Genomic DNA, 550 nt, shown 5'->3' with positions numbered 1-550 from the left:
GCGCCGTACGCATACGACGAAGGCCGCATGATTGGCACAGGCGCGTGCGCGCGGCGGGCTTTATGATGGCGATGCGTGAAGGTCAGGCGGCCTGCTGATCGGCGGGCTTGTCGGCTTGGCGCAGGCGCTTCCATTCCCAGGGCAGTAGTTCGTGCAGACGCGAGGCGGGAAGATCGGCAATGCGGGCCGGGACGTCGGCGAGCCAGGCTTTCGGGTCGACGTCGTTGAGGCGTGCCGTGGTGATGAGGGTAAGCATGACGGCGGCGCGTTCGGCGCCGCGCTGGGAACCGGCGAAGGTCCAGTTGCGCCTTCCCAGAGCAATGCCGCGCAGCGCTCTTTCGGCCGCGTTGTTGCTGAGGCAGATTCTGCCGTCGTCGATGAAGCGGGCGAAGTCGGCCCAGCGCCTGAGCATGTAGTTGATTGGCTTCAGGACCTCGGAAGAGCGCGAGAGAGTGTCGCGCTCGCGGAGCAACCAGGCGTGCATGTCGTCGAGAAGTGGTTTGCTCTTCTCCTGCCGCACGGCATATCGCTCGTCAGCGCTGCGGCCGTT

Annotated in this window: 1 protein-coding gene; it reads right to left on the bottom strand. The window is 65.8% G+C overall.

Annotated features, from left to right (window positions below; genetic code table 11):
* Positions 1-82: 82 nt before the first annotated feature.
* Positions 83-550 (bottom strand): IS66 family transposase (locus tag NKJ01_RS36325; protein WP_352735410.1); only part of this gene is annotated, 468 nt, incomplete at its 5' end.

The organism is Mesorhizobium sp. M0276, from assembly GCF_040321755.1.
Classification (GTDB): domain Bacteria; phylum Pseudomonadota; class Alphaproteobacteria; order Rhizobiales; family Rhizobiaceae; genus Mesorhizobium.
Note: the sequence above shows the minus strand (reverse complement) of the source record. Positions and strands in the feature narration are given on the sequence as shown.